General features: G+C 60.5%; 21 protein-coding genes. 11 read left to right on the forward strand and 10 right to left on the reverse strand.

Translation table 11 applies throughout. The features are described 5' to 3' along the window. Positions 1-74: 74 nt before the first annotated feature. Positions 75-962 carry an acyltransferase gene (locus tag J3D60_RS18835; protein ID WP_115485645.1) on the forward strand — a complete coding sequence of 296 codons (888 nt, stop codon included), beginning with the start codon at positions 75-77 and terminating at the stop codon, positions 960-962. On the opposite strand, the gene J3D60_RS18840 is transcribed toward J3D60_RS18835, so the two are convergent. The 9 genes from J3D60_RS18840 to J3D60_RS18880 form a co-directional block, all read right to left on the reverse strand. Continuing rightward, entirely contained in the window at positions 959-1,531 is a 573-nt protein-coding gene (locus tag J3D60_RS18840; protein ID WP_253492372.1) for a DUF2780 domain-containing protein, read from the reverse strand. The genes J3D60_RS18835 and J3D60_RS18840 overlap by 4 nt on opposite strands. Positions 1,532-1,834: 303 nt before the next feature. Next, positions 1,835-3,034 carry a formaldehyde dehydrogenase, glutathione-independent gene (gene fdhA / locus J3D60_RS18845; protein WP_005792122.1) on the reverse strand — a complete coding sequence of 400 codons (1,200 nt, stop codon included), beginning with the start codon at positions 3,032-3,034 and terminating at the stop codon, positions 1,835-1,837. Positions 3,035-3,238: 204 nt separating this feature from the next. Continuing rightward, positions 3,239-4,096: a formyltetrahydrofolate deformylase gene (purU, locus tag J3D60_RS18850; RefSeq protein ID WP_065925438.1), complete on the reverse strand. Its 858-nt coding sequence runs from the start codon at positions 4,094-4,096 to the stop codon at positions 3,239-3,241. Positions 4,097-4,235: 139 nt separating this feature from the next. Next, on the reverse strand, positions 4,236-4,868 hold the full coding sequence (locus J3D60_RS18855) for a sarcosine oxidase subunit gamma (protein ID WP_027605977.1): 633 nt from the start codon (positions 4,866-4,868) through the stop codon (positions 4,236-4,238). Positions 4,869-4,946: 78 nt separating this feature from the next. Next, positions 4,947-7,964 carry a sarcosine oxidase subunit alpha gene (locus tag J3D60_RS18860; RefSeq protein WP_027605978.1) on the reverse strand — a complete coding sequence of 1,006 codons (3,018 nt, stop codon included), beginning with the start codon at positions 7,962-7,964 and terminating at the stop codon, positions 4,947-4,949. Then, on the reverse strand, positions 7,961-8,263 hold the full coding sequence (locus tag J3D60_RS18865; RefSeq protein WP_027605979.1) for a sarcosine oxidase subunit delta: 303 nt from the start codon (positions 8,261-8,263) through the stop codon (positions 7,961-7,963). Before J3D60_RS18865 ends, J3D60_RS18860 begins: the two co-directional genes overlap by 4 nt. A gap of 15 nt (positions 8,264-8,278) precedes the next feature. Beyond that, on the reverse strand, positions 8,279-9,529 hold the full coding sequence (locus J3D60_RS18870; protein WP_010207084.1) for a sarcosine oxidase subunit beta: 1,251 nt from the start codon (positions 9,527-9,529) through the stop codon (positions 8,279-8,281). Between the two features lie 22 nt (positions 9,530-9,551). Beyond that, on the reverse strand, positions 9,552-10,805 hold the full coding sequence (glyA, locus tag J3D60_RS18875; protein WP_027605980.1) for a serine hydroxymethyltransferase: 1,254 nt from the start codon (positions 10,803-10,805) through the stop codon (positions 9,552-9,554). A 175-nt stretch (positions 10,806-10,980) separates the two neighbouring features. Further along, positions 10,981-11,709 carry a TraX family protein gene (locus tag J3D60_RS18880; RefSeq protein WP_253492375.1) on the reverse strand — a complete coding sequence of 243 codons (729 nt, stop codon included), beginning with the start codon at positions 11,707-11,709 and terminating at the stop codon, positions 10,981-10,983. Between the two features lie 90 nt (positions 11,710-11,799). Between J3D60_RS18880 and J3D60_RS18885 the strand changes: the two genes are divergently transcribed. Next, positions 11,800-12,840, forward strand: coding sequence for a low specificity L-threonine aldolase (locus J3D60_RS18885; protein WP_065938192.1), 1,041 nt, complete (start codon positions 11,800-11,802; stop codon positions 12,838-12,840). Between the two features lie 183 nt (positions 12,841-13,023). Beyond that, complete coding sequence (locus J3D60_RS18890) at positions 13,024-13,224, forward strand: hypothetical protein (RefSeq protein WP_065938191.1); 201 nt, start codon at positions 13,024-13,026, stop codon at positions 13,222-13,224. 83 nt (positions 13,225-13,307) lie between these two features. On the opposite strand, the gene gbcB is transcribed toward J3D60_RS18890, so the two are convergent. After that, positions 13,308-14,408, reverse strand: coding sequence for a glycine-betaine demethylase subunit GbcB (gene gbcB, locus J3D60_RS18895; RefSeq protein ID WP_065925442.1), 1,101 nt, complete (start codon positions 14,406-14,408; stop codon positions 13,308-13,310). 281 nt (positions 14,409-14,689) lie between these two features. On the opposite strand from gbcB, the gene gbcA reads away from it, so the two are divergent. From gbcA to J3D60_RS18935, 8 genes are all read left to right on the forward strand, one after another. Continuing rightward, entirely contained in the window at positions 14,690-15,985 is a 1,296-nt protein-coding gene (gbcA, locus tag J3D60_RS18900; RefSeq protein WP_065938190.1) for a glycine-betaine demethylase subunit GbcA, read from the forward strand. A gap of 939 nt (positions 15,986-16,924) precedes the next feature. After that, positions 16,925-17,419: a type II secretion system protein gene (locus J3D60_RS18905; protein ID WP_115485635.1), complete on the forward strand. Its 495-nt coding sequence runs from the start codon at positions 16,925-16,927 to the stop codon at positions 17,417-17,419. Further along, a complete protein-coding gene (locus tag J3D60_RS18910; protein ID WP_027605986.1) occupies positions 17,394-17,774 on the forward strand; it encodes a type II secretion system protein in 381 nt (126 codons plus the stop codon). Before J3D60_RS18905 ends, J3D60_RS18910 begins: the two co-directional genes overlap by 26 nt. Continuing rightward, the gene (locus tag J3D60_RS18915) at positions 17,761-18,267 is read left to right on the forward strand and encodes a type II secretion system protein (protein WP_253492377.1); all 507 of its coding nucleotides are present in this window, start codon (positions 17,761-17,763) and stop codon (positions 18,265-18,267) included. Before J3D60_RS18910 ends, J3D60_RS18915 begins: the two co-directional genes overlap by 14 nt. A gap of 74 nt (positions 18,268-18,341) precedes the next feature. Continuing rightward, positions 18,342-19,886 carry a lytic polysaccharide monooxygenase gene (locus tag J3D60_RS18920; protein ID WP_253492381.1) on the forward strand — a complete coding sequence of 515 codons (1,545 nt, stop codon included), beginning with the start codon at positions 18,342-18,344 and terminating at the stop codon, positions 19,884-19,886. A 212-nt stretch (positions 19,887-20,098) separates the two neighbouring features. Beyond that, a complete protein-coding gene (gspG, locus tag J3D60_RS18925; protein ID WP_253492384.1) occupies positions 20,099-20,530 on the forward strand; it encodes a type II secretion system major pseudopilin GspG in 432 nt (143 codons plus the stop codon). A gap of 1 nt (position 20,531) precedes the next feature. Continuing rightward, complete coding sequence (locus J3D60_RS18930; RefSeq protein ID WP_253492386.1) at positions 20,532-20,996, forward strand: transglycosylase SLT domain-containing protein; 465 nt, start codon at positions 20,532-20,534, stop codon at positions 20,994-20,996. After that, the gene (locus J3D60_RS18935) at positions 20,993-22,177 is read left to right on the forward strand and encodes a type II secretion system F family protein (RefSeq protein WP_253492388.1); all 1,185 of its coding nucleotides are present in this window, start codon (positions 20,993-20,995) and stop codon (positions 22,175-22,177) included. The genes J3D60_RS18930 and J3D60_RS18935 overlap by 4 nt, the downstream gene beginning before the upstream one ends. The last annotated feature ends 3 nt before the right edge of the window (positions 22,178-22,180 follow it).

The following is a 22,180-nucleotide window of genomic DNA, read 5'->3' on the forward strand; positions in this document are numbered from 1 at the left end:
ACGGCCATTTGCGATTTGGCCTCTAGACTCAGCTTGCTTATGATGGCCCGCCCACACGATTCCAAGAGTTACTTATGCGCCGCCTGCTCACCGGCTGTTTGGTTTCACTGCTGCTGTTGCTCAACACCCTGGTCCTGATCGGGCCGCTGCTGGTGTTTGCCCTGCTCAAACTGGTGGCGCCCGGTCGTTATCGGGACTACGCCTCATGGGCGGTGATGTGGATCGCCGAGACCTGGGCCGAGATCGACAAGCTTATTTTCGCCTTGTGCATCCCCACCCAATGGGACATTCGCGGCGGCGACGAGCTGCGCGGCGACACCAGCTACCTGGTGATCAGCAACCATCAATCCTGGGTGGACATCCCGGCGCTGATCCAGGCCCTCAACCGCCGCACACCGTTCTTCAAATTCTTCCTGAAAAAAGAACTGATCTGGGTGCCCTTCCTGGGCCTGGCCTGGTGGGCACTGGATTACCCGTTCATGAAGCGCTACACCAAGGCGTTCCTGGCCAAACACCCGGAGCTGGCAGGGCAGGACTTGAAGATCACCAAGGAGGCGTGCGAGCTGTTCAAGCGCCAGCCGGTGACCGTGGTCAATTACCTCGAAGGCACGCGGTTCAGCGAGGCCAAGCGCAAGCAGCAGGCTTCGCCGTTCACACGTCTGCTCAAGCCCAAGGCGGGCGGCGTGGCGTTTGTGCTGGCGGCAATGGGCGAACAGCTGGACGCAGTGCTCGATGTGACCGTGGTCTATCCGCAGCAAAAGATTCCGGGGTTCTGGGAGTTGATCAGCGGTGCGGTGCCCAAGGTGATCATCGACATCCAGACCCGTGAGCTGGACCCGGCGTTGTGGCAGGGGGATTACGAGAATGATCCGGCGTTTCGCCAGACCGTCCAGAACTGGGTCAACCAGCTCTGGACGCAGAAGGATGCGCGCATCGAACAACTGCGCGCGGAGCGTATTTAGCTACCGGTGCCCCAGGCCTGGGCCAACTTACCCAGCAGCGAGCTGTTGGCACCCTGCCCGCCCAGGTATTGCAGGATCACCGGGGCAAACTGGCCGACCATGCCACTGTCCATCCCCAGCGCGCTGAACGCGGTGTTCAGGTCATTGGTGTTCTTCACGTTCCCCAGCAAGCCGTCCAGGCCGCTGGTCTTGCTGCCGCCGGCCTGGCCGAGCATCCCGCTCAAGGCCCCGAGGCTGCCCAATGCATTGTTACCCGAGAGTTGGTCGAGGCCGGACACGCTGTTGCCCAGTTGCGAATAGTCGTTGCCACTCAGTTTGTTCTTGGCCAGGCCCAGCATGGCACCGGTACCGCCAACAGCCTGCTCGGGGGTGATGTTCAGTTGTGAGGTCAGGGCGCTGAGCAGGCCAGCGGTTTCGGACGACGGTGCTGCAGCTGCGGCCTTGTTGTTGCCCCCTTGCATGCCGGAAATGGCATTGGCCGCATCGCCAAGGCTGAACCCTGCGGCAAACACCGGAGTGGCGGCCAGGCTCATCAGGCAGGAAAGGGCGAAACCGCGTGAAATCTTCATTGGAGCAACCTCTGGATGTAGGGGTGAACGCAGGCGTTGGACTGGGTATCCCGTCGGTTGTTCCAGGCACCTCTGCAACCCCATCGGAATAAGCCGGCCTGAATCCGCGTCAGCAGCAATCGATCAGCAACCCCGGGGAACTGATAGTGAGCTCGGAAAGCAAAGGAGGATCAGTGAGTAAGCGGCCAACGGGCCCGACCGCATACCAAGTGCGTTGGCCAATCGTAGATATCCCAAACACGAAAACCCAAATGTGGGAGGGAGCAAGCCCCTTCCCACATTTGGGTTTCGTGTAACCGGGATTTATGCCGCGCTGAACAACTTATGCGGATCAATCACAAACTTCTTCGGCACGCCCGCATCGAACTCGCCATACCCACGTGGTGCGTCATCCAGGCTGATCACCTGCACACCGACGATCTCGGCAATGTTGATACGGTCCCACATGATCGCCTGCATCAGTTGGCGGTTGTACTTCATCACCGGCGTTTGCCCAGTGTGGAAGCTGTGGGATTTGGCCCAGCCCAGGCCGAAGCGGATGCTCAGGCTGCCCATTTTCGCGGCGGCATCCACGGCACCCGGATCTTCGGTGACGTACAGGCCAGGGATACCGATCTTGCCCGCCACGCGCACCACGCCCATCAGTGAGTTGAGCACTGTGGCCGGGGCTTCGGCCTTGACGCCGTCGTGGCCATGACCGCGTGCTTCAAAGCCCACGCAGTCGACGGCGCAGTCCACTTCCGGCTCGCCGAGCAGCGCGGCGATCTGTTCATGCAACGGCGTATCGGTGGACAGGTCGACGATTTCAAAACCCTGGGCCTTGGCGTGGGCCAGGCGGATGGAGTTGACGTCGCCGATGATCACCACCGCGGCACCCAGCAGGCGTGCAGACGCGGCAGCCGCCAGGCCGACCGGACCGGCACCGGCGATGTACACGGTGCTGCCAGGGCCAACGCCGGCAGTGACGGCGCCGTGGTAGCCGGTGGGGAGAATGTCGGAGAGGCAGGTCAGGTCACGGATTTTCTCCATGGCCTTGTCACGGTCCGGCAGTTTCAGCAGGTTGAAGTCGGCGTACGGCACCAGCACGTACTCGGCCTGGCCGCCGGTCCAATCGCCCATGTCGACGTAGCCGTAGGCACCACCGGCACGCGCCGGGTTGACGGTCAGGCACACGCCGGTGTGTTGCTCTTTGCACGAGCGGCAGCGCCCGCAGGCGACGTTGAAGGGTACGGAAACCAGGTCGCCGATCTTCAGGTTTTCGACGTCGCTGCCCTTCTCGATCACTTCACCGGTGATCTCGTGACCGAGCACCAGGCCGGTCTGGGCGGTGGTACGGCCGCGCACCATGTGTTGATCGGAGCCGCAGATGTTGGTGGAGACCACGCGCAGGATGACGCCGTGCTCAATCTTCCTGCCACGGGGGTCCTGCATTTTGGGATAGTCGATTTTCTGTACTTCGACTTTACCGTTGCCGAGATACACGACACCACGATTACCAGACATGCTTTCACCTCGCTGTTGTTTTTATGGAACTGCGTTGCCCTTTTGGGTGGGCAGCGCGTTGAGTGCTCGGGTACAGATGCTGTTTCTTGTGTTGTTTGTGAGGGCCTCATCGGGGGCAAGTCGAATCGTCGCACCGCCCCTCCCACACTTGATTGGGTTCACACAGTCAAAATGTGGGAGGGGGCTTGCTCCCGATGGCGGCAGTCAGAGCACCACAGTCCTATTGGCATTCAAGAACACCCGCCGCTCAATGTGATACCCCACCGCCCGGGCCAGTGTCAGCCCTTCGATGTCCCGCCCCTTGGCAATCAAATCCTCGGGATAGTGACTGTGATCCACCACCTCCACACCCTGGGCGATGATCGGACCTTCATCCAGGTCGTTGTTGATGTAATGCGCCGTGGCGCCGACCAACTTCACCCCCTTGTTGTACGCCTGGTGATACGGCTTGGCGCCCTTGAACCCCGGCAGCAACGAGTGGTGGATATTGATGGCCTTGCCGTCCAGCTTGCGGCACAGCTCCGGCGACAGCACTTGCATGTAGCGCGCAAGGATCACCAGTTCGGCGCCGGTCTCTTCCACCACTTGCCACACCTGACGCTCCTGGGACGGTTTGTCGTTAGGGTCGAGGGGGAAATGGTAGTAGGGAATTTGATGCCAGTCGGCCAAAGGTTTGAGATCGGGATGGTTGGACACCACCGCGACCACGTCCATCGACAGTTGCCCGATACGCTGGCGGTACAGCAGGTCGTTGAGGCAGTGATCGGCCTTGGAGACCATGATCACCACTTTTGGCCGGTAGTTCGGCGCCGTCAGCTCGAAGATCATGCCAAAGGCTTCACCCCGCGAGGCCAGGCCATCGCGGAACGCCTGCTCATCGAAGCCATCCGGCTGACGGAATTCCACGCGAATAAAAAACCGGCCCGAGAGGCGGTCATCGAACGAATGGTGCTCGGTGACGTAACAGCCCTGCTCGAACAGATAGCGGGTGACCGCGTCCACCGTGCCGAGCACGCTGGGGCAGTCGGCGGTCAAAATCCATGTATCGGGTGCGCGGCTCATTACAGTTAACTCCTCATACAGCGCTGCTTACTGTAGGAGCGAGCTTGCTCGCGAAAAATCCAAGGGCGCCGCGCTCATTCAGGATGCGCGCGTTATCGTTGACGTTTTTCGCGAGCCAGCTCGCGCCTACAGGGTCATATCAGGCTTGAACGCTCAGGCCAAATTCGGCCGAGGCATCCTGCAACCACAACCACCAGTAATCCGAGAAGCTGCGACGAATCACCAGCTCCCAGGTGTCTTCAGCGGTATGGCGGATCACCAGCTGCGACTTGGCGAACACCGTGCCCACCGCCTTGCCCACCGGGAAGTTGTTGGGGTGCACGTCGTAGCTGGTGGACTTCATCAGCACATCACGCACATTCGGGCCGCTGAGTTCGAGGATCTGCTGGCCGCCGCTGACGTTGACGACCTGGATATGCAGGTCACCCAGGGCGGCGCGCAGGTTTTGTTCGGCGGCGAATTCCTCACCGCCTGGCACGATCAGCAACCACTCATCCGGGCCGAGCCATTGCAGGCTGGTTTCGCCTTTGACGATGACCTGCAGGGCGCCGGGCAGTTCGATGCCCAGGGCCTTGTGCACACCGGCGGCGAAGGCCGCGTCATGGCCGTCGCCACGGATCGTGAGATGACCAAGCAATTTCTTTTCGCGCACGGTCACGCCGGCGTTCTTGCGGCCCTTGCCGACCAGGCTGGCGAGGTCGGCATGGTGCAGCGACGACTCGGCCTTGGCACCGGAGGTGGGGCGTTGTTGGTAAACATTGGCTGCTGTCATAAAGCACCTGTCTTGAATTCTGGGGTGACTGTTCTGGCCTCATCGGGGGCTAGCCCCCGATGCAGGCGACTGGGTCTATCAGATGTTCTGCCGATCACCCTTAGGATCAAAGAACACCGAAGACACAATCTCCGCCTCGATCACGCTGCCATCCGCCTGAGGCGAGAACACCCGCTCACCGATGCGCTTCAAGCCGCCCTTGACCACGCCCATGGCAAACGAATAACCCAGGGAGTTATGCGCGTAGCTGGAGGTGACATGCCCCACCATCTTCATCGGGATCGTCTGCTTCGGATCGAACACCAGTTGCGCGCCTTCCGGCAGCCACACGTTCGGGTCGATCGGCTTCAAGCCCACCAGTTGCTTGCGCTCTTCACGTACACAGTCTTCCCGGTTCATGCCGCGCCAGCCGATCCACGAGAACGGCTTGGTGCGACCGACACACCAGCCCATGTTCAGGTCGTCCGGGGTCATCGAGCCGTCAGTGTCCTGGCCGACGATGATGAAGCCCTTCTCGGCCCGCAGTACGTGCATGGTCTCAGTGCCGTACGGGGTCAGGTTGTACTTCTTGCCGGCTGCGACGATCTGTTCCAGCACGCCCATGGCGTAGTCGGCCTGCACGTTGACTTCGTACGACAGCTCACCGGTAAACGAGATACGAAACACCCGCGCCGGAACACCGCCCACCAAACCTTCCTTCCAGGTCATGAACGGGAAGCCGTCCTTGTCCAGGTCGATGTCGGTGACTTCCGCCAGCAGCTTGCGGCTGTTGGGGCCGGACAGGGTCATGGTCGCCCAATGGTCGGTGACCGAGGTGAAGTACACCTTGAGGTCCGGCCATTCGGTCTGTTGGTAGATTTCCAGCCACTGCAGCACACGGGCGGCGCCGCCGGTGGTGGTGGTCATCAGGAAGTGGTTGTCGGCGAGGCAGGCGGTAACGCCGTCGTCGAAGACCATGCCGTCTTCCTTGCACATCAGGCCGTAGCGCGCCTTGCCCACGTCGAGCTTGGTCCAGGCGTTGGTGTAGATGCGGTTGAGGAACTCACGGGCATCCGGGCCCTGGATATCGATCTTGCCGAGGGTGGACGCATCCAGCAGGCCGACGCTGTCGCGCACGGCCAGGCATTCGCGTTTCACCGCGGCGTGCAGGTCTTCACCGTTGCGCGGGAAGTACCACGGGCGTTTCCATTGGCCGACGTCTTCGAACTCGGCGCCGTTTTTCACGTGCCAGGCTTGCAGGGCGGTGTAGCGCACCGGCTCGAAGATGTGCCCACAGTGCCGGCCCGCTACCGCGCCGAAGGTCACCGGCGTGTAGTTGGGGCGGAACATGGTGGTGCCCATCTGCGGGATGGTCACGTTCAGCGAGCGCGCGGCAATCGCCAGGCCGTTGACGTTACCGAGTTTGCCCTGGTCGGTGCCGAAGCCCAGCGCGGTGTAGCGCTTGACGTGTTCCACCGACTCGAAACCCTCGCGGGTGGCCAGTTCGATGGCAGCGGCGGTGACGTCGTTTTGCAGGTCGACAAATTGCTTCGGCGCCCGTGCGGTCGCTTTCTCGTGAGGCACCTGGAACAGCGCCAGGGTCGGCTCTTCCAGACGGCTCAAGGCTTTTGGCAGCGTACCTTCCACCGGGGCAAAACCGGCGTCGCTGGCGGCGCGCACGCCGCCTTCAAAACCATCGGCCAGGGAATCGCCAAGGCCGTAGACACCGTTGATACCACCGACGCACACGCGTTTCTGCGGGGCTTCACCCGGTACAAAGCCGAGGATGTCTTCGCGCCAGGTCGGCTTGCCGCCCAGGTGCGAGGCCAGGTGGACCACCGGGCTGTAGCCGCCGGAGCTGGCCACCAGGTCGCAGTCCAGCCATTCGCCGGGGCTGGTGACTTTATGCGCCTTGACGTCAATCGCGGCGATACGCGCAGCGGTCACGCGCTTGGTGCCACGGGCCTCGATCACGGCGCTGCCGGTGAGGATACGAATACCTTTGGCGCGGGCTTCTTCAACCAGTGCACCGCGTGGGTTGTGGCGCACATCGGCCACTGCCACCACTTGCAGGCCCGCGTCCAGCCAGTCCAATGCAACGCGGTAGGCGTGGTCGTTGTTGGTCGACAGCACCAGTTTCTTGCCCGGTGCCACGCCGTAGCGGCGCACGTAAGTGGAGACCGCACCGGCCAGCATGTTGCCCGGCACGTCGTTGTTGCCGTACACCAGCGGACGCTCGCACGCACCGGTGGCCAGGACCACACGCTTGGCACGTACACGATGAATACGCTGGCGCACCACGCCAATCGGCGCACGGTCACCGAGGTGATCGGTGAGGCGCTCGTGGATGGTCAGGAAGTTATGGTCGTGGTAGCCGTTGACCGTGGCGCGGGGCAGCAGCACCACGTCCGGCAGGGCTTTCAATTCGGCGATAACGCTGGCAACCCATTCGGTGGCCGGCTTGCCGTCGAGGCTTTCGCGGGAATCGAGCAGCGAACCACCGAACTCTTCCTGCTCATCGGCGATGATCACGCGCGCGCCGCTGCGGGCGGCGGCCAACGCGGCAGCCAGGCCGGCAGGGCCGGCGCCGACCACCAGCACGTCGCAGTGACGGTTGAAGTTGTCGTAGGTGTCCGGGTCGTTCTCGGTCGGCGAGCGACCCAGGCCGGCGGCCTTGCGGATGTACTTCTCGTAGGTCATCCAGAACGATTGCGGGTACATGAAGGTTTTGTAGTAGAACCCCGGCGGCATCAGCTTGCCGCCGACCTTGCCGAGGATGCCCATCATGTCGTTGTTGACGCTCGGCCAGCCGTTGGTGCTGGTGGCGACCAGGCCCTGGTACAGCGCCTGTTGCGTGGCGCGCACGTTAGGAATTTGCGTGGCTTCGGTAGCGCCGATCTGCAGCACGGCGTTCGGCTCTTCGGCACCGGCGGCAAAGATGCCCCGTGGGCGCGAGTACTTGAAGCTGCGGCCGATAATGTCGACGCCGTTGGCCAGCAAAGCAGCGGCCAGGGTGTCGCCCTCGAAGCCTTTGTAGCTCTGGCCGTTGAAGCTGAAGGTCAGGACTTTGTTACGGTCGATCCGGCCACCGTTGGACAGGCGATTGATCTGGCTCATACCTTCTCTCCAGAGGCCTTGGCGGTGAACTGAGGCTTCTCACCGATCTTGTAGGTTTCAAGAATTTCGTAGGTCACGGTGTCGCGGGTCGCGTTGAAGTACTGGCGGCAACCGGCAGCGTGAATCCACAGTTCGTGGTGCAGGCCACGGGGGTTGTCGCGGAAGAACATGTAGTCGCCCCACTCTTCATCGGTGCAGGCATTCGGGTCCAGCGGGCGCGGGATGTGCGCTTGGCCGGACGCGTGGAATTCCTCTTCGGAGCGCAGTTCGCCACAGTGAGGACAGAAGATATGCAACATAGGGAATTTCTCCTGTTAGTGGGCGACGGCCGCAGCGCCGTGTTCGTCGATCAACGCACCGTTGTGGAAACGGTCGATGGAAAAAGGCGCCGCCAATGGGTGCATTTCACCCTTCGCGAGGCTGGCGGCAAATACGTTGCCTGAGCCCGGCGTGGCCTTGAAGCCACCGGTGCCCCAACCGCAGTTGAAGAACATGTTCGGCACCGGGGTCTTGGAGATGATCGGGCACGCATCCGGCGTGGTGTCGACGATGCCGCCCCACTGGCGGTTCATGCGCACCCGCGACAGCACCGGGAACATCTCGACGATGGCCTGGATAGTGTGTTCGATCACCGGGTACGAGCCGCGCTGGCCGTAGCCGTTGTAGCCGTCGATACCGGCGCCGATCACCAGGTCGCCCTTGTCGGACTGGCTGATGTAACCGTGCACGGCGTTGGACATGATCACGCTGTCGATAATCGGCTTGATCGGCTCCGACACCAACGCTTGCAGCGGGTGGGATTCGATCGGCAGGCGGAAGCCCGCCAGCGAAGCCATGTGCCCGGAGTTACCGGCGGTCACAACACCGACGCGCTTGGCGCCGATAAAGCCCTTGTTGGTTTCCACACCGATGCACACGCCGTTTTCCTTGCGGAAGCCGATCACTTCGGTCTGCTGGATCAGGTCCACGCCGAGTGCGTCGGCGGCGCGGGCGAAGCCCCAGGCCACGGCATCGTGACGGGCCACGCCGCCGCGACGTTGCACGGTGGCACCGAGTACCGGGTAGCGGGTGTTTTTCGAGCAATCCAGGTACGGAATCTCGTCGGCTACTTGCTTGGCATTCAGCAGCTCGCCATCCACGCCATTCAGGCGGTTGGCGCTGACACGACGCTCGGAATCACGGATGTCCTGCAGGGTGTGGCACAGGTTGTAGACGCCACGCTGGGAGAACATCACGTTGTAGTTCAGGTCCTGGGACAGGCCTTCCCATAGTTTCATCGCGTGTTCGTACAGGTGCGCCGACTCGTCCCACAGGTAGTTGGAACGCACGATAGTGGTGTTGCGCGCGGTGTTACCGCCGCCCAGCCAGCCTTTCTCGACCACGGCCACGTTGGTGATGCCGTGCTCTTTCGCCAGGTAGTAGGCGGTCGCCAGACCATGCCCGCCGCCGCCGACGATGACCACGTCGTAGACCTTCTTGGGGGTCGGCGTGCGCCACATCTTCTGCCAGTTTTCGTGGTGGCTGAGGGAGTGCTTGAAGAGGCCGAAGCCCGAGTAGCGTTGCATAGTCATTACTCCAAAACCGCGCTCAGCGATAAACCGGGAAATCAGCGCACAGGGCAGACACGTGCTTGGCCACGTTGGCCTCGACGTCGGCGTCGCCGAGGTTGTCGAGGATGTCGCAGATCCAACCGGCCAGCTCGATGCACTGCGGCACCTTGAATCCACGCGTGGTCACCGCCGGGGTGCCGATGCGCAGGCCCGAGGTCACGAACGGCGACTGCGGGTCGTTCGGCACGGCGTTCTTGTTGACGGTGATGTGGGCGCGACCGAGGGCGGCATCCGCCTCTTTGCCGGTGAGGCCCTGACGGATCAGGCTGACCAGAAACAGGTGGTTATCGGTGCCGCCGGACACTACATCGTAGCCGCGTTTGATAAACACGCTGGCCATGGCCTGGGCGTTATCGATCACTTGCTGCTGGTACGCCTTAAAGCCAGGCTCCAGCGCTTCCTTGAAGCACACCGCCTTGCCGGCGATCACATGCATCAGCGGGCCGCCCTGGGCGCCGGGGAAGACGGCGGCGTTGAGTTTCTTTTCAATTTCTTCGTTGGCCTTGGCCAGGATCAGACCGCCACGGGGACCGCGCAGGGTCTTGTGGGTGGTGGTGGTGACCACATCGGCGTACGGCAGCGGGTTCGGGTACAGACCGGCGGCGACCAGGCCGGCGACGTGGGCCATGTCGACGAACAGCAGCGCGCCTACTTTGTCAGCGATGGCGCGAAAGCGTGGGAAATCCAGGGTCTTGGAGTAGGCGGAGAAACCGGCCACGACCATTTTCGGCTTGTGCTCCACCGCCAGGCGCTCGACTTCGTCGTAGTCGATCAGGCCGGTGTCGGTGTTGATGCCGTATTGCACCGCGTTGTACAGCTTGCCCGAGGACGACACCTTGGCGCCGTGGGTCAAGTGACCGCCGTGGGCCAGGCTCATGCCCAGGATGGTGTCGCCCGCATTGATCAGCGCCAGGTACACGGCGCTGTTGGCGGACGAACCGGAGTGTGGCTGTACGTTGGCGTAATCGGCGCCGAACAGCTGCTTGGCGCGTTCGATGGCCAGGGCTTCGACCTTGTCCACGTGCTCGCAGCCACCGTAGTAGCGCTTGCCCGGGTAGCCTTCGGCGTATTTGTTGGTGAGGCCGCTGCCCTGGGCTTCCATCACACGCTTGCTGGTGTAGTTCTCCGACGCGATCAGCTCGATATGATCTTCCTGACGCTGCTCCTCGGCATTCATGGCCGCCAGCAGTGCGTCGTCATACCCTTGGATCTGGTCTTGTTTGCTGAACATCGCGTCTCTCCCAGCCTTTCGTATTGTTGAGGCCCGTGCAGGGCCCTTTGATGCGATGGTAGGGCTGGCGCAGACAGGTCAAATGCCTGCGCACGCCACGCAAAGGTGCGTTTACGACATTGCCGGAACAACACGAAACAAATGTGGGAGGGGGCTTGCTCCCGACAGTGGTGGGTCAGGCGATGATGTGGCGCAGAAGCAGCAGCAGGAGGAAGTGCAGCGGATAAAGGGCGTAGGCCCAGCGGCGCATTGCTGGCGGTGAGGTGCGATGGGCATGTCGCAATAAGACCAGGCCCGCCAATGGCGCAATCAGGCAGGTCGCCAACCCCAACAGCGCCACCGGCGTACCGCTATTGAGCAGGATCTGCCATTGGTTAGCGGCCACGCAGACACATCCTGGCAACACACTGAAATACCAAGGCCGGCGAAACACCAGCAACATCGCCAGTGGCAGCAACACACCAAAGAAACCGAACATTAAGTGCGACGAAAATACCGCCGCTATCGTGACGGCGATCAACGCCAATCCTCGATCAAAAAACGCCTTCTGCTGCCATCCTCGGGCAACCAGCAGCCCCAACGCCAGGGTGGGCAGCACGTTCAACGTATCGGCATCCTCGATAAACAGCCGATACGGCACTTCGCTGATCACGCTGAACAGCAGCAGCCAGCCCAGGTAGCGCCACTGGCCGGTCACCGGTGCGTTGCGGGCCCGGTGCAGGTTCGCCGCAATCGCCAGGCAAAACCACGGAAACGCCAGGCGCCCCGGCACATACAGGCCATCGAGGCTCAGACCGACATAACGCAGGTGGTCCAGCACCATGCTCAGCAGCGCCAGCCACTTGAGCAAATCCAAAGCGCCATCACGGACGCGTCCGACAGGCATCGTTTCAGAACCGTGCATAATTCCCCAGTGACTTTGCATTTACAGTGCGTGCGCAGCGTCAACAATCTTGGTTACAGTGCGCACCAACATCGACCACAGGAATGGGCCATGACCGACAAGAGCCAACAATTCGCCAGTGACAACTATTCGGGCATTTGCCCCGAAGCCTGGGCCGCCATGGAACAAGCCAACCAGGGTCATCAACGTGCCTACGGTGATGATGAATGGACCCACCGCGCCGCCGACGGTTTCCGCAACCTGTTCGAAACCGACTGCGAAGTGTTCTTCGCCTTCAACGGTACGGCCGCCAACTCCCTCGCGCTGTCCTCCTTGTGCCAGAGCTACCATAGCGTGATTTGCTCGGAAACCGCCCACGTCGAAACCGACGAATGCGGCGCGCCGGAGTTTTTCTCCAACGGCTCCAAGCTGCTCACCGCCCGCACCGAAAACGGCAAGCTGACCCCGGAATCGATCCGCGAGATCGCCCTCAAGCGCCAGGACATCCACTACCCCAAACCCCGCGTAGTGACCCTGACCCAAGCCACCGAAGTCGGCAGCGTCTACACCCCGGAAGAAATCCGCGCCATCAGTGCTACCTGCAAGGAACTGGGGCTGAACCTGCACATGGACGGCGCACGCTTTTCCAACGCCTGTGCGTTCCTCGGCTGCTCACCCGCCGACCTGACCTGGAAAGCCGGAGTGGACGTGTTGTGCTTTGGCGGCACCAAGAACGGCATGGCCGTGGGTGAAGCCATCCTGTTCTTCAACCACAAACTGGCGGAAGACTTCGACTACCGCTGCAAACAGGCCGGCCAACTGGCCTCGAAAATGCGCTTCCTCTCCGCCCCTTGGGTGGGACTGCTGGAAAACGACGCCTGGCTCAAACATGCGCGCCACGCCAACCACTGCGCGCAATTGCTCAGTAGCCTGGTGGCGGATATTCCCGGTGTGGAGCTGATGTTCCCGGTGCAGGCCAACGGCGTGTTCCTGCAACTGTCGGAACCGGCGATTGCCGCGCTGACGGCCAAGGGCTGGCGCTTCTATACCTTCATCGGCAAAGGCGGGGCGCGGTTCATGTGCGCGTGGGATACCGACGAAGAGCGCGTACGAGAATTGGCGGCGGATATTCGGACAGTGATGGGCGCCTGACCGCAGCAGATGCTGGCGCAATGCCGAGTCTGTCAATTGATATTTCTGACAGCTGCGCACTGGCTTTTCATTGGCTAGCCTCTTGGAACCCGAAAGGAAAACGTCGCTGCAGAGACGCCCTTTCGGGCTAACTGCCTGCCGACCATTCGGCTGGAAACGGAAATCCAGAAGAGAGCCAAACCCATGGAATATCAAAGCAACGGCAACACCCTGCAAGGCGACGGCACCGTCAACACCACCGTGATTGATTGGGATGAGTTCAGGAAGTACGCAAAAGTCGGCGACACTATCCGAGAGTCATCGCGGACGCTGCGGATCTACGACAAAGTCTATGAACTGACAGCATCAGGCCAGCACTTTGTGGTCCACATCTACGCCCAGTAACCGTTAACCCCCACGTCGGAGATTCATGACCTCCGACGTCCCCTTGATCGTTCCCACGCTCGCGTGGGAACGAGCTGAGTGGATCAGAACTCGATGCGCACATCCCCCTTCGGCACGCTGCAGCACGACAGGATGTAACCCTCAGCTTCGTCTTCCTCGGTGATCCCGCCGTTGTGGTCCATCTCCACCTCACCGCCCAGCTTCATCACCTTGCACGTCCCGCAAATCCCCATGCCGCAGGCCTTTGGAATCAACAGCCCAAGCTTGGCCGCCGCCGCGTGGACGGTCTCGCCAGGGGCGACGCGAATGCTCTTGCCCGAGGCGATGAACTCCACTTGATGCAGATCCGCCAGATCGATTTCCGGGGCATCCGCCGCTTGCTCGGCCTGCTCCACCGCGTCGGCGCGGGCTTCCGGCGGCGTGGCGCCGAAGGATTCCTCGTGGTAGCGCGCCATGTCGAAACCGGCGACTTCCAACAGGCGTTTCACCGCATTCATGTAGGGCGTCGGGCCGCAGCAGAACACTTCGCGCTCAAGGAAGTCGGGCACCATCAGTTCGAGCATCTTGTGGTTCAGGTAACCGCGATAACCGGCCCAGGGCTCGCCCAGGCCGTGTTTTTCGCAGATCAGGTGCAGGCTGAAGTTGTCGATCCGCGACGCCATATGCTCCAGCTCGCGGTGGTAGATGATGTCTTTGGGCGAACGGGCACTGTGGATAAACGTCATGTCGACGTTGGCGTTGGTGTCGTAGAACCAGCGGGCCATGGACATCACCGGCGTGATCCCCACGCCGCCACTGAGGTACAGCACTTTCGGGCTGGGGAAGTCGATGGCATTGAACAGCCCGACCGGCCCGTGCACCGCCAATTCCTGGCCTTCATGCAGGGTGTCGTGCAGCCAGTTGGACACCTTGCCGCCCGGTACGCGCTTGATGGTCACCGAGAAGCTGTAGGGCACCGACGGCGAACTGGAAATAGTGTACGAGCGCATGATCGGCTGGCCCTCGATTTCCAGCTCCAGGGTGACGAACTGCCCCGGCTTGAAAAAGAACAGGATCGGCTGGTCAGCCATAAAGCAGAAGGTGCGCACATCCCAGGTTTCCTGGATGACTTTGACGCAACGGACGATGTGCCGACCATTGGCCCAGGTCTGGGTGGTTACCGGATTCAGGAAATTATTGGACATGTTGTTCTCCACCGCCGACGTCGGCCTTATGGTGGCGATTCTGCGTAACGCGGGAACCGCCCATTTACCTATCTGCGACATTCACATACTTATCGCGACCAGCCCCCATACCACGGGGGTTGCGCGTCGGGAACAGAGTGGGCCATGTCGCTCATGGATAAGGTTCGGCGCATCAGCAGCCCCACACTCGCTCCCAACAACGACGCTTTCTTTACGCCTTGCTGCAAACCTGATCAGCCACTATTCGTCGGCCACACAGAATGGCCTTGAGGACACACACGATGGACGTCACCGCAACCTTAAGCTTGGGCGATCCGCTGGAACCCGCACGCAAGGCCACCGCGCAAATGCTGCAAGAGCGCGAGCGCACCTTTTCGCTGCCGCAGCCGTTCTACTCTGATGAGCGGTTGTTTGATATCGACATGCAGGAGATCTTCCAGAAAGAGTGGTTGATCGCCGGCATGACCTGCGAGATCCCCACCAAGGGCAACTACCTGACCCTGCAAGTGGGCAAGAACCCGATCATCGTGATCCGTGGCGCCGAAGGCGTGGTGCATGCGTTCCATAACGTGTGCCGCCACCGTGGCTCGCGCCTGTGCACCAGCGACAAGGGCAAGGTTGCCAAGCTGGTGTGCCACTACCACCAATGGACCTACGAGCTGGACGGGCGCCTGCTGTTCGCCGGCACCGAGATGGGCGCCGATTTCGACATGAAGCAATATGGCCTCAAGCCGGTGAATGTGAAGACCGCCGGCGGCTACATCTTCATCAGCCTGGCCGAGAACCCGCCGGCCATCGATGACTTCCTGTCGACGCTGAACCACTACATGGAACCCTACGACATGGAAAACACCAAGGTGGCGGTGCAAACCACCTTGATGGAAAAAGCCAACTGGAAGCTGGTGCTGGAAAACAACCGCGAGTGCTACCACTGCAACGCGTCGCACCCCGAGCTGTTGAAAACCCTGCTGGAATGGGACGACGTCACCGACCCGCGCGCCGATCAGGCCTTTAAAGACCACGTGGCAGCCTCCGCCGCCGCTTGGGATGCCGAGAAGATCCCTTACGCCCACGCCAGCTTCGGCCTGCGCAACCGTATCGTGCGCATGCCGCTGCTCAAGGGCACCGTGTCGATGACCCTGGACGGCAAGCAGGGCTGTGCCAAGCTGATGGGCCGTATCAAGAACCCCGACCTCGGCTCGATGCGCATCCTGCACCTGCCGCACTCCTGGAACCACTGCATGGGCGACCACATCATCGTGTTCACGGTGTGGCCGATCAGCGCCCAGGAAACCATGGTCACCACCAAGTGGCTGGTGCACAAGGACGCCGTGGAAGGCGTGGACTACGACGTGGAGCGCATGCGCCAGGTGTGGGACGCCACCAACGACCAGGACCGTCGCCTGGCCGAGGAGAACCAGCGCGGGATCAACTCCACCGCCTACCAGCCCGGCCCGTACTCCAAGACCTATGAGTTCGGCGTGGTGAACTTCGTGGACTGGTACAGCGAGCGCATGTTGAACAACCTCGGCGCAGCGCCGGCGCCTTACCTGAAAGGCGTGGCTGCACACGAATAACCGATACCCACAGCTCAAAACTGTGAGAGGGGGCTTAAGGCTTTTTGTAGGAGCGAGCTTGCTCGCGAAAAACTCACAAGCGCCGCGTTCATTCAGGAAGCACGCGTTATCGTTGACGTTTTTCGCGAGCAAGCTCGCTCCTACAGGAGGCGATGTACGCTTAACTGACTGGCATTAGGGCTTGCCCCCTCTCCCACTTGAACCTCACACTGCTTAATATTTGATCAACTCTTTCGCAGACCACTGCCAGCCTGCCCTCCAGCCTTTACCCAACAACTTATCCACAAAGCCACCCACAGCAATTGTGGGCAACTGCGCTATCCAACCAAAATTAATTGAAGAAAATCCGTGACTTATTCAAGTTGACGGTTCCAGCGACACATTGATCATTTATTGATCAAAACCCTAAAAGCCACGTAGAACGTGACCTGTAGCGGTACGCAAACACCTTATCCACAGAACCGCCAACAGACTTTGGGGGCAACTTCGGCAGCGCTGTGGAAAACCGCGTCAAACCTTCATATACCAAGGGTTCCAGCTATATTCCTGGGGTTTAGCGGCAATTTGATCAATAAACAACCAGACGAAGGAAAGCCTCTATTCATAAGGCCTGTAGCGGATAGCAAACATCTTATCCACAGAAGCGCCAACAGACTTTGGGGGAAAGTCCGAACACCACTTCAACCTTATCCACACAAAAAAACACCTAAAAACCGTGACTTAGCTTGGTTGTTTTTCGTACAACGGCTTGCAGGCGTTGATTTACGGGGGTTGTGGAGACCCACGAACATCTTATCCACAGCTACGCTCACAGCGTTTGTGGGTAAACCCATAACCTGTACAAAAAACACCCAGCATCTACACTCACTCTTGCAGTCAATTCCATGGCCTGGGTTAACGCGGAAGTCCTTGGCAGCCTGATCGGGAGGGAGAACGGTGATGTGGCAGGGCAAGCCCAGCCATCACTGCGCCAAAGGTTTTACGCTGATTGAATTACTACTGACGCTGGCCCTGCTGGCCACGCTTGCGACAGTGGCTTATCCGCTGACAGCATTGATGGGTAAACGTGATCGAGAACTGGACCTGCAACGCTCGCTGCGGGAAATCCGGCGTGCGATCGATGCCTACAAAGACGCCAGTGACGATGGCCGCATTGAAAAGAGCATCACCGACAGCGGTTATCCACCTTCCCTGCAGGTATTGGTCGAAGGCGTAACGGACAAAACCCATCTGCAAGGCAACAAACTCTATTTCCTGCGACGTATTCCCCGGGACCCATTCTGCGAATGTCCCGAGCTGGCGGCTGACAAAACCTGGCAATTGCGCAGTTACAAGAGCAGCGCCGACAACCCACAAGAGGGAGAAGATGTATTCGACGTTTCATCCCGAAGCACCCGGGAGAGCTTGAATGGAACGTCATACAGCCAATGGTGATCGAGGGTTTACCCTGATTGAGTTGCTGGTGGTCATGGCGATCATCGCCACCCTCATGACCCTGGTCACCCCGCAGTACTTCCGCCAGCACACCAAGGCCCAGGAAACCGTGCTGCGCCACAACCTGTCTTCCATTCGCCAGGCCCTTGACCAATACCGCGAGGACCACGGCGCCAATCCCGAGTCACTGCAAGCCCTGGTGGACCGTCGCTACCTGCGCGAGATCCCCATGGACCCGCTGACCGGCAGGCGTGACACCTGGCAACTGCAACCTTCGGACGAACAAGGCCTGGGCGATGTACGCAGCGGTGCCACGGGGACCGACACGAACGGGAACGCTTATGCCGACTGGTAAGCACAGCCAGCAGGGCTCGGTGTTCATGGGCATGTTGGTGACAGTGGCGGTGGTGGCCGTGATGCTGATGGAAGTCGGCACCCTGTGGTCCAGCGTGCTGCAGCGCGAACGCGAGCTGGAACTGCTGGCGCGGGGCAATGAAATCCGCCGGGCGATCGGGTTGTACTACGCGGCCGGCAATACCTTTCCCAAGTCACTCGAAGACCTGGTCCTCGACCGTCGCCAACCCACCACCAAGCGCTACCTGCGCCGGATCTACAGCGACCCGCTGACCGGCACCACCGATTGGGGCGTCGTGCCAGGGCCGGGCGAAACCGTCATGGGCGTGTTCAGCCAGGCCAAGGGTACGCCGTTCAAGCAAGGCAACTTTGCGGTTATCAATCAGAGTTTTACAGGGCAAGGCAGTTATCAAGGGTGGGTGTTTCTGTATGGCTCTGTACAGAGTAACCCTGCAACCCGCGTCACTCCTCTGGGAGATCAGCTGACTCAATGATTTCAACGATATGAACACACTGATCGTTCCAGCAGTTCGGAACTTGTTTATCTGGATTGAAGGTGGACTTGAGCATGAATCACTTAAAGAGATATATGAGCGTTTTATTCAAGTGCGTGCTAGCAGGGGTGTTATTGGCACCCGCCGCGGGATGGGGGCATGGGGCTGTCGAAACACCCCCATCCCGCGCGATGAACTGTTACGCAACAGGAGGGCAGTGGGGCTCTGCCAATGGCTCTTCTATTAGAGATGAAGGCTGTCGGGAGGCTTTTACAAAAACCTTCAGTTCACCTAGTGAATGGGCTACTGCCGCCGATCAATGGCATGAGGTTGCGAAGATTCCTCACATCAATCATCCGACCATGGATCAGATCAAGGCCACTATCCCGGACGGCCACATATGCGCAGCAAATGATCCTAAAAAGGCCAGTCTGGATTACCCCACTCCGTTATGGACCAAGACAGATATCGTCCCAGGTCAATCACTGACGATTCGCCTTGTTGGCACGATTCTTCATGTGCCCAGCACGTTTTATGCGTTTGTAACCAGGCCGGATTTTAACAGTGCAACTGACGTATTGAAGTGGAGCGATTTGATCGCTTTGGGGGCATCCGAAAGACTCGAAAAAGCCTACACCAATTGGAACCCTCTCCCCTTGCTCAAGGGGCTTTCAGGCTTTTACCTCATAAATCGCCCCATCCCCAGCAACGCATCAGGTAATGGGTTAGTGGTAGGGGTATGGGTCAGGGATGATCCGAACGGCGAGTTCTTCATTTCTTGTTCAGATGTAAGGTTCCAAGCGGGCGGTGTTCCAGACCCTCTGACGAACATTGGCCCGTACATTGGTCCTGATATGCAATCGCTCAACGTCGGCGACGACGTACACTTCCGGATCTTTGGGGCCGATGTCAAAGGAACAGAATTGGTCGATATTACCCATAAAATCCGAACCGATAATTTGGCTCCAGGCAAATGGGGACAAGAGATAGCCAACCAAGTCCCACCGGCCATTGCCAGAATCGGCGTGAAGACCAATGGTACGGTTACGTTCGACTCGGCGAACCCATTGGCCAACTCAACCTATTCCACCCACCCGGATTACAAACAAGTGATGTCGATCATCGCCGGCGGCGGTGAAACCCCTATCGATCAACGCCCACCGGTAGCGGTCATCAAACCCCATGCAAACGTTAAATCAGGTGAGCGTTTCACCATGGATGGCACCGGTTCTACGGTATACAACCCAGGTGCTGCAGGATGGATGTGGACCAACCACTTCCAGGGCGGCAGCTTCCACGAGTCGACAGCCACGTTCACTGCTCCCTCGGTAAATCAGGACACGGAACTCAAGATTGAACTACGGGTGTATGACAATAAGAACAAAAAAAGTACAGCCGCGCCCCCCGTCATCGTTATCGTTAAACCAGCAGGTGGTGGCGAAGAGTACCCGGCCTACAAAGAAGGCACTGCGTACAAGGCCGGCGACATCGTGACCAACAACGGCAAAAACTATAAATGCAAACCTCAGCCCTTCACCCCATGGTGTGCAGGCGCCGCATGGGCGTATGCCCCCGGCACGGGCACAGCGTGGGGCCAGGCCTGGGACGACGTTAAATGACCCGCTCGAACGCATATTCAGTTACTGGATAAGCATAAGAGCCAAACGTTATAGGGCGCCTCACGGCGCCTTATATCGAGCAACGCTACAGTTGAAGATGTACTTGAATTGAAAAGGTTCTAACGCAGTCCTACCGGCGGTGCCCGCTTCACAGCGGGCCGGGAGAGTTATACACAACCGCCGTACCTTGGCACTCCCAACAGGGTATTTCCATGCGTATTCACTCATTTATCCACAGCCCCCAGCGTGCCTTCACCTTGCTGGAGCTGCTGGTCGTCCTGCTGATCATCGCCCTGCTCGCCGGCTACGTCGGCCCGAAGATGTTCGACCGTCTGGAACTGGCCAAGGTACAAACCGCCCAGGGCCAGATGAAAGCCCTTGCCGATGCCTTGAACCAGTACCGCCTGGACAACGGCAACTACCCCGACGAAACCCTCGGCCTCGACGCCCTCACCACCCGGCCCGCCACCGCCAGCCATTGGCAGGGCCCCTATGTGAAGACGCTGCCGCCAGACCCTTGGGGTAACCCGTATCTCTACAAGAACCCCGGCACACCGCCCAACGATGCGGAGATCATCTGCCTGGGCCGTGACGGCAAGGCCGGCGGGGTGAACACCTACGCCGACATTGTGTACGGCCTGTGACATGTACACGCTGCGGCGGGTCCTGATACTGCTGTGCCTCACGGCTACCGCACAGGCCAACTGCTGGCAACTGGCAGCCAGCCGCTACCACGTCGACCCGCTGTTGCTGTACGCCATCGCCAAGGTCGAATCCGGCCTCAACCCCAGCGCGCGCAACCTCAACAGCGATGGCAGCCAGGACATCGGCCTGATGCAAATCAACAGCCGTCACTTGCCCGCACTGGCCCGGTTCGGCATCACCGAGCAGCACTTGATCACCCAGCCCTGCACCAGCGTCATGGTGGGCGCGTGGATTCTTGCCGGGTTTATCCGCGAGCAGGGTTATGGCTGGCAGGCCGTGGGTGCCTATAACGCCGGGGTCAAGCCGGACCGGGAAGCACGGCGCTCACGCTACGCCCTGGCGGTGTGGCGTTACTACGCGGTGTTGTTGCAACAGCGCCAACAACGGGCGGGGCAAATGCCATGATCGACGTTGACGTGCGCATCATCCGTGACGGCCATGTGCAGACCCTGCGCCTGCAAGCCGTTGACGTCGCCCAGGCGCGCCAGCAACTGCAGGCCGACGGCGCCCAGGTCATCTCGCTGAAAGCCCGCCGCCCACTCAAATTGCCCAGCCGTCGCAGTACGTTCGCCCTGGGCCTGTTTATCCAGGAGCTGGTAGTCCTGCTCGATGCCGGCCTGGTGCTGGTGGAAGCCGTGGAGACCCTGCGCGACAAGGCGCCCGCCGGCATCAACCGGCAGGTCATGAGCGAGCTGCTCGCCTCGATGTATGAGGGCAACTCGCTGTCCAGGGCAATGCAGCTCAAGCCGCAGACCTTCCCGCCGCTGTTGATTGCCACGGTGGCGTCCTCGGAACACAGCGGCCAATTGGCCGTGGCCCTGCGCCGTTACCATCATTTTGAAGCCCACCTGGCAACCGTGAAGAAGCGCGTCAGCGGCGCCCTGATGTACCCCTTGGTGGTGCTCAGCGTGGGCGCGTTGATCCTGCTGTTCCTGCTGTTCTTCGTGATCCCGCGCTTTGCCTCGGTGTTCGACGCGGTGGCCGACCTGCCGGCCACCGCACGCTTTATGGTGTGGTGGGGCGCACTGGTAGACGCGCGCGGCATGGAGTTGCTGCTTGGCCTGGTGCTGGCGATTGCCGCGCTGGTGCTGTTGTTGCGCAGCGCCGGGTTCAAGCGCCGCGTCGCCCAGCTGTTCTGGAAGATCCCCAGCCTGGGCGCCCAGCGCACGCTGTTTATCCTCGCGCGCTTTTATCGCACCGCCGGCATGTTGCTGATGGGCGGCATGCCAGTGGTCACTGCGGTGGAGCTGTCCGGTGCGCTGCTGCCCGTGGAACGCCAGGCGGACCTGCACCAGGCCATGACCGACATCCAGGCCGGCCAGCCACTGTCCACTGCCCTCGCCCGCCATCGATTGACCACCGCCGTCGCCGAACGTCTGCTACGCGTGGGTGAACAAAGCGGCGAGCTGGCGGCGATGTGCGAGCGCATCGCACAGTTCCACGATGAAGCGCTGGAGCGTGCCATCGAGCTGTTCAGCAAGGTCTTCGAGCCCATGTTGATGCTGGTGGTGGGCGGGCTGATCGGCCTGATCGTATTCATGTTGTACATGCCGATTTTCGAACTGGCAGGCTCCATCCAGGGGTAGTGC

The organism is Pseudomonas sp. S3E17 (assembly GCF_024168685.1).
GTDB classification, from domain to species: domain Bacteria; phylum Pseudomonadota; class Gammaproteobacteria; order Pseudomonadales; family Pseudomonadaceae; genus Aquipseudomonas; species Aquipseudomonas marginalis.

Excerpts from the sequence above, each read along its gene's own strand:
- J3D60_RS18930 (WP_253492386.1), top strand. The coding sequence starts at position 20,532 with ATGTACACGCTGCGGCGGGTCCTGATACTGCTGTGCCTCACGGCTACC.
- glyA (WP_027605980.1), bottom strand. The coding sequence starts at position 10,805 with ATGTTCAGCAAACAAGACCAGATCCAAGGGTATGACGACGCACTGCTG.
- J3D60_RS18890 (WP_065938191.1), top strand. The coding sequence starts at position 13,024 with ATGGAATATCAAAGCAACGGCAACACCCTGCAAGGCGACGGCACCGTC.
- gbcA (WP_065938190.1), top strand. The coding sequence starts at position 14,690 with ATGGACGTCACCGCAACCTTAAGCTTGGGCGATCCGCTGGAACCCGCA.
- J3D60_RS18840 (WP_253492372.1), bottom strand. The coding sequence starts at position 1,531 with ATGAAGATTTCACGCGGTTTCGCCCTTTCCTGCCTGATGAGCCTGGCC.
- purU (WP_065925438.1), bottom strand. The coding sequence starts at position 4,096 with ATGAGCCGCGCACCCGATACATGGATTTTGACCGCCGACTGCCCCAGC.
- fdhA (WP_005792122.1), bottom strand. The coding sequence starts at position 3,034 with ATGTCTGGTAATCGTGGTGTCGTGTATCTCGGCAACGGTAAAGTCGAA.
- J3D60_RS18935 (WP_253492388.1), top strand. The coding sequence starts at position 20,993 with ATGATCGACGTTGACGTGCGCATCATCCGTGACGGCCATGTGCAGACC.
- J3D60_RS18885 (WP_065938192.1), top strand. The coding sequence starts at position 11,800 with ATGACCGACAAGAGCCAACAATTCGCCAGTGACAACTATTCGGGCATT.
- gbcB (WP_065925442.1), bottom strand. The coding sequence starts at position 14,408 with ATGTCCAATAATTTCCTGAATCCGGTAACCACCCAGACCTGGGCCAAT.
- J3D60_RS18915 (WP_253492377.1), top strand. The coding sequence starts at position 17,761 with ATGCCGACTGGTAAGCACAGCCAGCAGGGCTCGGTGTTCATGGGCATG.
- J3D60_RS18870 (WP_010207084.1), bottom strand. The coding sequence starts at position 9,529 with ATGCAACGCTACTCGGGCTTCGGCCTCTTCAAGCACTCCCTCAGCCAC.
- J3D60_RS18860 (WP_027605978.1), bottom strand. The coding sequence starts at position 7,964 with ATGAGCCAGATCAATCGCCTGTCCAACGGTGGCCGGATCGACCGTAAC.
- gspG (WP_253492384.1), top strand. The coding sequence starts at position 20,099 with ATGCGTATTCACTCATTTATCCACAGCCCCCAGCGTGCCTTCACCTTG.
- J3D60_RS18835 (WP_115485645.1), top strand. The coding sequence starts at position 75 with ATGCGCCGCCTGCTCACCGGCTGTTTGGTTTCACTGCTGCTGTTGCTC.
- J3D60_RS18920 (WP_253492381.1), top strand. The coding sequence starts at position 18,342 with ATGAATCACTTAAAGAGATATATGAGCGTTTTATTCAAGTGCGTGCTA.
- J3D60_RS18910 (WP_027605986.1), top strand. The coding sequence starts at position 17,394 with ATGGAACGTCATACAGCCAATGGTGATCGAGGGTTTACCCTGATTGAG.
- J3D60_RS18880 (WP_253492375.1), bottom strand. The coding sequence starts at position 11,709 with ATGCACGGTTCTGAAACGATGCCTGTCGGACGCGTCCGTGATGGCGCT.
- J3D60_RS18855 (WP_027605977.1), bottom strand. The coding sequence starts at position 4,868 with ATGACAGCAGCCAATGTTTACCAACAACGCCCCACCTCCGGTGCCAAG.
- J3D60_RS18865 (WP_027605979.1), bottom strand. The coding sequence starts at position 8,263 with ATGTTGCATATCTTCTGTCCTCACTGTGGCGAACTGCGCTCCGAAGAG.
- J3D60_RS18905 (WP_115485635.1), top strand. The coding sequence starts at position 16,925 with ATGTGGCAGGGCAAGCCCAGCCATCACTGCGCCAAAGGTTTTACGCTG.